Here is a 7,459-nt window from a genome sequence, read left to right as displayed (position 1 = left end):
AGGTACAAACTGAAAGGTGTAAAGACGAGCACAGAAACAAATAAACACCAAAACTTATGACCTTTGATGTCAAACCCGTACTAACGCCTTGTTAAGGTGTGAGGCACGCAATACCGAAGCTTCCGCATACCACCTTAACCACTAAAACTAACGCATAGTAAAAATGCCACGCGTGCCGAATCACTCTTGAACAATTTGTTATGCGTATGGTTTAACGCCTAAACGCTTTATCACTTCATGACTGTGCATTACACGAGAGATTGCACTCTCGGTGAGTCACCAATTATCCCTCCGAGTACTTCGATCGTTTACAAAGTAACTGTGAAGTTCCAAATATTGAGGTAAAGCATTTTTGAATAAGTGCTTTGCCCGCTTTATGTGGAAAGCCGTTGTCAGTATTGCCACCGACCTTTTCGCGATTTCACTCTCTACGATAATCTCTGAAGAATATTGTGCATTCTCTACTGTATTTTTTGCATGTCGTTCTAAGATAATATCCGAATCTGGCACACCATTATCCAATGCATACTCTTTCATCGACTCAAACTCGGGCTTTTGATCTATTGCTAAGTTGCCGCCTGACAACAGTAGCTTGGAGACTTTTTTCTCCTTGTACAGTCGTACAGCAGTTGGCATCTTATATTGAGTTGCTTTGTAACTACCCAACACAACAAGCACTTCTGCATGTTGGAACTCATCTTGGTGTGTCGGGAAGACTACCTGAGTAATACTCTCGATTTCTCTTTTGTTCAATCCTAATCCCTTACACGATTGAGTGAATACGCATAACGCCAAATTAAGTAGTGAGTAACGCTTCCACCTACCTAAAACATTGTGCCGTAAACACTAAAGCCGATTCAAAGCAAAAATGCCGAGCGTTACGAATCTGCTTGAATTTATTGTTATGTTTTACCACAAACACATGATTTAATTGAGAAAGAACTGCAATTTCCGACCAGTTTTCTGAACTAAACCACAAGGTAAGAACCGACTTGGCCGCCAAAGGCGACCAACAAGAAACGAGTAATTCCACTTCCCTGCCCAATGAGGCAACCCGACCTAGTAACAACAAACGCCCTGTCTTTCCAACCAAAGCGCAAAACAATGCTAAATTGCCGAGGCAACTGCCAAGTTGAGATGCTGATTGGCTAAGAGCCTAAAAGCGACTTTAAGCCAGTTAAACCAGAGGCCAACCGCCACGACCCGACAATGAAGCAACCCACGAACATTGGCATGTTTTACGGGCTGAGAGATTCAAGAACTTAGACCGACAATGCGGATTTGCTGAGTCTACTAGGGACGAATTGCCAGAGGGACAAAGAACTAGAGCCCAAGACATTTAAGCCTTTGAAATACGAGTAAACATAACGCCCAATTAAGTTGTGAGCAACGCTGCCACATAACCCAAACACTTCACCGTAACCACCAAACCTTTTGAAACCTAAAGCGCCGAGCGTTGCGAATCAGCTTGAATTGTTTGTTAGGCAAATTTTCTGTGTACTCACTAACTTTGTTTGAAAACAGAATACCTTAAACACGATAAGCAACCAATCACCCACTGACTTTTTGTGATTCAAGAACTACTGAAGCCACTATGTTACAGCCTCACTTTCAACGTTTACGAAACACAGCCTTTCAACGACAAAGCAGCTTTTGAATCTGGGAAACTTAATGCTGCGAAATGACAGCAATAACGAAAGCTTCGATTAACTTGCCCTTTCCACACTTTGAACCAGTGAAGCTCACCACGGACCAACACTAAAAAACCAATGAGGCAACCCACGAATCTTGGCATGTTTTACGGTTGGAGAGATTCAAGAATTTGAGCCGACAATACAGAATTGCCGACTAAGAAAAGCAGGTGGCTAGAGGGAGCAAGAAGATTAGAACAAAGAACTTTTCGGCCCTTTGCCTAACGCCGCATTAAGGTGTGAGCAGCGCTTGGCTATACTTGAGCGAAGCGAAACCGCCAAGCGTTGCGAATCACTCTTAAATGCTTTGTTATATGCAATTTCACACACTTAGCTTTTCAACTAGTTCTGCGAACGCCATTTCAATACTTTTGCCTGCCGTGTCTATTTTGATTACATCGGCTTTCCAAACTTCGTAATGGCGGTTCTGCACTTGTTTCCAGTCAGGTAATTTTAGGTTTGTTACTTCACTTTTACGAGTGATAACTCTTTGTTCGTGCTCACTGCTATCTGAGCAACTAATTTCAATATTGATGAATCTAGCCCCAACACTTTCTGCGACTTCCTGCCACTCACGTCGCGTAAGCTCGATAGGATTACAAGAGTCTGAGATACAGCTAATTCCAAGCTCTAAGTTGTCTCTGATTATACGGTAGCTTAAACGATACCCTTCACCTTCAACTTTGAAGTTACAAAGATCTCGAAGCCCTTGCTCTACTGTATCAATGCGAACATACGTAGCACCCGTTTTAGCCGCTAACAACTTAGCAAGAGTCGATTTACCTGAACCTGGGAGACCCGAAAATATATATAAAATAGGATAATTCAATTGACCTCCATTCCTTGCATATAACGCCGCATTAAGTGGTGAGCAACGCCAACCACCCAACCTAAACCATTGTGACATAAACGCTTAAACCGAAGTAAGCCGGAAACGCCATGCGTTGGGAATCCGTCTTAAATGCTTTGTTAGTTTTATTTTATGCGCCTACGATTTCGCGACTACAAAATGCTCTAACTTAAAAATCTGTTCTTCAGGTATAGCTCTACCCACAGGAGAAAAATAAATATCATTCAGGTCTGCCAGAGTTCTGTTTTCTTTTAATATAAAGCCATTTCGACACAATAGAGTCTCTATTTCATCAGAACTGTAAAATGATATCCAAGGCTCGCCAGCCTTAGCTGATAAACGTTGTATCGTATCAGCTCGCTCCACCGCTCTTGGGTAACCCTCTCCAAAACAAGCTTGAGGGTCACTACCAATTAAATCACTGACATAAGAAATGAAGAAGGTTGATTTTGTTCCTTGAGTTAGTTTCGACAACTCTTCTATTGTCAAAGATAGCGCCTCCTTACTAATGTATTGAGAAACACCTTCAAGCGTAAATATTGTGCGCTTGGTTTTATCAAAACTCGTAGCTAAAAGCTGCTCGGTCAACGACTGATGATTAAAATCAACATCCACATAAGTAACATTACTAGTGCTAGCTACATTGTTAGTAAGTTTCGAGCGTTTTCTAGCCTGAACTTCCAGTTGATCAACTTCAAAGATCCTCATCGTAGATGGCAAATCTAGGCGGTAAGGCCTTGAATCATATCCAGCACCGAGAATAACGTATTGTTCAAAACCCTCAGAAGCACTTTCTTTTATTAAGTCATCGATAAAGCGAGTTCGGGAAATTAGATGCTCATGAAAACCAGGCATGAATTTCTTTGTGATCCAGAGACTAACCTTATGTCCCAGCAGCTTAATCACTGGAGCTCCGATAACAAATCTTTCAGCATAAGGATCATTGATGATACGTTTATCATCTTTGGCTAGTGTTTCTATCAGACGCTGCTTCGCCACACCTTGTGCTGTACCATCTTTTACAAAGATTGAACGACTCATAGAATATCCTCGTATATAAAACTAACGCCCAATTAAGTTGTGAGCAACGCTGCCACCTTACTCAAACACTGCACTGTAATCACCAAACTAATTGAAACCGAAAGCGCCGAGCGTTGCGAATCAGCTTGAATTGTTTGTTAGGCAAATTTTCCTGCGCGCTCACTAACTTGGTTTGAAAACAGAATACCTTAAACACGATAAGCAACCAATCACCCACTGACTTTTTGTGATTCAAGAATTACTAAAGCCACTATGTTACAGCCTCACTTACAACGTTCACGAAACACAGCATTTCAGCGACAAAGCAGCTTTTGAAACTGAGAAACTCAAAGCTGCGAAATGACAGCAATAACGAAAGCTTCGACTAACTTGCCCTTTCCACATTTTAAGCCAGTGATATTCACCACCAACCAACTCTGAAACCCAATGAGGCAACTCACGAAATTTGGCATGTTTTACGGTTCAAGAGATTCAAGGATTTGAGCCGACAATACTGAATGCCGACTAAGAAAAACAGATAGCCAGAGGAAGCTAGAAGATTAGATCAAAGAACTTTCCTGCCCTTTGCCTAACGCCCAATTAAGGTGCGACAACGCTATAACACCCAAAATAAACCATTGCGCCGTAAACACCAAATTCAAATCGGAGTGAAACTGCCACGCGTTGGGAGTCACTCTTAAATTGTTTGTTATATTGCCCGCACGACAGAGCCAAGTTTAGCGCCAAGGTGCTGAATTGGTTACAAATCTACTGGCTTTGAACTCAGAAGTAAAATGGATAGCTCGAAACTCAATCATAGACAACACAACGCACTTGGCTAAGAAGCGAAATTAGCTAAAATTGGAATCATTCGATTAGCCAGAATGACAAAGAAGTCGAGCGAGAAGCCTGACGACAAAGTGCGCTGAAGCCACAATGCTCAATGAAGTCCCCACGAAAAAGAAGCCGCGCAAAATGAACTTGAGCCAGCAAACTTACTAACGAGGAGACTTGCGTGACGTTGCAGCTAATTAACCGACACACTTTCTACGTGCGATGGTCATTTTGATGGCAACTTTCACGAAACGAACAGGTGTGTAGCTTGAATACAGAACAAAGATAAACGGATATTTTAACCCTTTGAATCTTATGCAATATAACGCCGCATTAAGGTGTGAGCGACGCTTGGCTATACTTGAGCGAAGCGAAAATGCCAAGCGTTGCGAATCACTCTTAAATGCTTTGTTAGCAGTAACTTACAACGCGAGTTTAAACCCTTCATGTGTTGCTTTGAATCCAAGTTTTTCATAGAACCTGATTGCATCAGGACGCTGCTTGTCACTTGTTAGCTGAACGATTGTACAGCCTTTATTTTTTGCCAGTTCGATGGCATGTGCGAACATTTGTTCACCGAAACCTTGTCCACGATAGTCGCTATGGATTCGAACACCTTCGATAAGACAACGCCAACTACCAATATGCGTTAGGTAAGGAATAAAAGTAATTTGAAGCATCCCGACTAGAGAGTTTTCCAGCTCTACAACAAGTAATTCGTTGTTTGGGTCTCGTGTAATCGCTTCGAACGCTTCAAGATACCCACTATTCAATGGGAAAGACGCATCTTCTCTTTTACTACCAAGTGGATCATTTGAAAGCAAAGCAACAAGACTTTCCAAATCTTCAAAATCAGCTGAACGATACTTTAACTCCATCTATAGTTCCTTATTACTTCTGACTGCTAACGCCCTGTTAAGGTGTGAGCAACGCAATACAGATGCTGCCGCCTACCACCTTAAACACTAAACGCAACGCATGGTAAAAATGCCACGCGTTGCGAATCACTCTTAAACAGTTTGTTAGATTTTGATGAGGTGATTCATTGGTAAATCTATATCACCCATCCCTATTGCATATGCCCACCGCCCTCTTTGTTTCAAAGTTAACCCATAGGAAGTCGCATTTTTTGGCGAGTAGCCCAACAAAATTTTGGGACTCCTTTTACGTGATAGCGGAGGACGGCCAAGCCACTTATCGAACACCCTATCATCTGCAAAACAAACCGGAGGAACGGGGTTCGTTAACTTATCCTTTTTTTCAAAGTGGCCGTGCTGACGGTTCACTGAAGGGGGGACACGCAAAAGCAAAACATATTCATAAGCTGGCTTTGCTTGGTTAGCAATTCTTCTAGATAGTGCGTGGTCATAATCAACATCCCATGAAACACCTGAAAAGACTTTTCTGGCCACATTCCGGTACCCGCTATAGTTAGGTCTGACGTAGAGGAACCTTGCACTACCTTTAACAACTACGAATGCATTTCTAATATCGTAACGACCAATCCTATACAAATCTCCTTGTAAGGCCTTAGCAATTTCCTCTGGCTCCCTTCCCGCAATTGGAGTCATACTGGGAGGGATATTAGGGCAACGCAGGCCTAAATACCTCCACGTACCGGGTAATATAATTTTCTTTAAATTAATAGATTGCATATCTGGAACCTGAATAAATCTAACGCCCAATTAAGGTGTGAGCCACGCGACCACGACACTAAAATTGAGCGCCATAAACACTAAACTTGACCCAAACTAAAAATGCCAAGCGTGGGGAATCACTCTTAAATTGTTTGTTAGAACGATACCCCATAACCTTTTATTTACTCCAAGATATTGAAGAATTGCTGAAAACGAAAGGCTTTGAACTCGAAAGTGAGAGGGGCAACTGCCAAACTAAAACTCACGCCCAAAACGTAAGCTAGCGCAGAAGAAAAACATGCTGAATTGCTACCATACCCTGGATTACCAATTAGCAAAGAATACGAACGTAGAACTTGAACAACCACGGAAAAGAGAACCATTTGAGCCAGTGAAACCCACCAAACCAAAGAAACCGCACGAAAGAAATAGCCTCAATGTTAGAAACCGTAGCCCACTAATTTTAAGCTAGCTCTCCGTATATAGTGCCACCGGAAAGAGCGTGAAAGGCACGCTGGTTCAGGTGAAAAGCAGAGCCACGAACAAGATTAACTCTGAAATTTTGACCTGCGATTTTCAACCCGTTTCTAACGCCCTGTTAAGGGGTGAGCAACGCAATACCGATGCCGCCGCACATCACCTTAAACACTTAAACCAACGCATAGTAAAAATGCCACGCGTTGCGAATCCCTCTTAAACAGTTTGTTAGCATTTTAGCCCAACAACCCGACAGCCTTTAAATAGCCAAGTACCTCTTTGTTAACTCTTTCAACTTCAACGTTATCATCTGAAATTTGCTTTTTGGGATCATTTTCATATTGGTTGATGCATGCTTGTAGCCAAAGCAAAGCTGAAAACATGTCACTAAAAGAGTTCCTTACATTTTCTGGGCAGATAGATGAAAGCGCATTATTGAAGTACTCAGCGTGCCCGTATATTTTGGCGATTGCATATCTCTCGTCTGGGTCAAAATCTGCATAAATTGTCGGATAAAAGTTATCGAAAACATGCGTTTTTATAGAATGAGGAGTAATAACACCATACTGAGTATTGCTTACGTTTTCCCTAAAATTTACACATACCTCAATTGCAACGTCCGCATTTCGCTTAATATCTGATAATTCAGCTTTTAGTGCTCTCTTTAGAGTTCGTTGCTGATGGACTTTTTTAATAGCGTCTGTTAACTGAGCCAATAACCAACCAATGCCAACCGAAATTAGCGCAACAATTACATTTTCTTCCAATTGACCTCCAAAATGCTAACGCCCTGTTAAGGTGTGAGCAACGCAATACAATAGCCGCCGCATATCACCTTAAACACTAAAATCAATGCATAGTGAAAATGCCACGCGTTGCGAATCACTCTTAAACAGTTTGTTATGCCTGTCCTAACACGCGCTCAATAAAAGCTGATTTTTTCCGACGAT

6 protein-coding genes are annotated in these 7,459 nt (G+C 41.9%); all 6 read right to left on the bottom strand.

The window, feature by feature from the left end:
• Window positions 1–276: 276 nt before the first annotated feature.
• Entirely contained in the window at window positions 277–753 is a 477-nt protein-coding gene (locus VJL_RS22275) for a YdcF family protein (RefSeq protein WP_227741157.1), read from the bottom strand.
• 1,260 nt (window positions 754–2,013) lie between these two features.
• Entirely contained in the window at window positions 2,014–2,520 is a 507-nt protein-coding gene (locus tag VJL_RS22270; RefSeq protein ID WP_038881510.1) for a P-loop nucleotide/nucleoside kinase family protein, read from the bottom strand.
• Window positions 2,521–2,679: 159 nt separating this feature from the next.
• On the bottom strand, window positions 2,680–3,582 hold the full coding sequence (locus VJL_RS22265; protein WP_038881508.1) for a class I SAM-dependent methyltransferase: 903 nt from the start codon (window positions 3,580–3,582) through the stop codon (window positions 2,680–2,682).
• Between the two features lie 1,235 nt (window positions 3,583–4,817).
• Window positions 4,818–5,273: a GNAT family N-acetyltransferase gene (locus VJL_RS22260; protein ID WP_038881507.1), complete on the bottom strand. Its 456-nt coding sequence runs from the start codon at window positions 5,271–5,273 to the stop codon at window positions 4,818–4,820.
• A gap of 144 nt (window positions 5,274–5,417) precedes the next feature.
• A complete protein-coding gene (locus VJL_RS22255) occupies window positions 5,418–6,050 on the bottom strand; it encodes a hypothetical protein (RefSeq protein WP_038881504.1) in 633 nt (210 codons plus the stop codon).
• A gap of 695 nt (window positions 6,051–6,745) precedes the next feature.
• Window positions 6,746–7,276 (bottom strand): hypothetical protein, encoded by a 531-nt coding sequence (locus VJL_RS22245; protein WP_038881500.1) that lies wholly within the window; start codon window positions 7,274–7,276, stop codon window positions 6,746–6,748.
• Window positions 7,277–7,459 lie beyond the last annotated feature (183 nt).

The sequence above is a fragment of the Vibrio jasicida CAIM 1864 = LMG 25398 genome (assembly GCF_000400365.1).
Classification (GTDB): domain Bacteria; phylum Pseudomonadota; class Gammaproteobacteria; order Enterobacterales; family Vibrionaceae; genus Vibrio; species Vibrio jasicida.
This window is presented reverse-complemented; position numbering and strand designations above follow the sequence as displayed.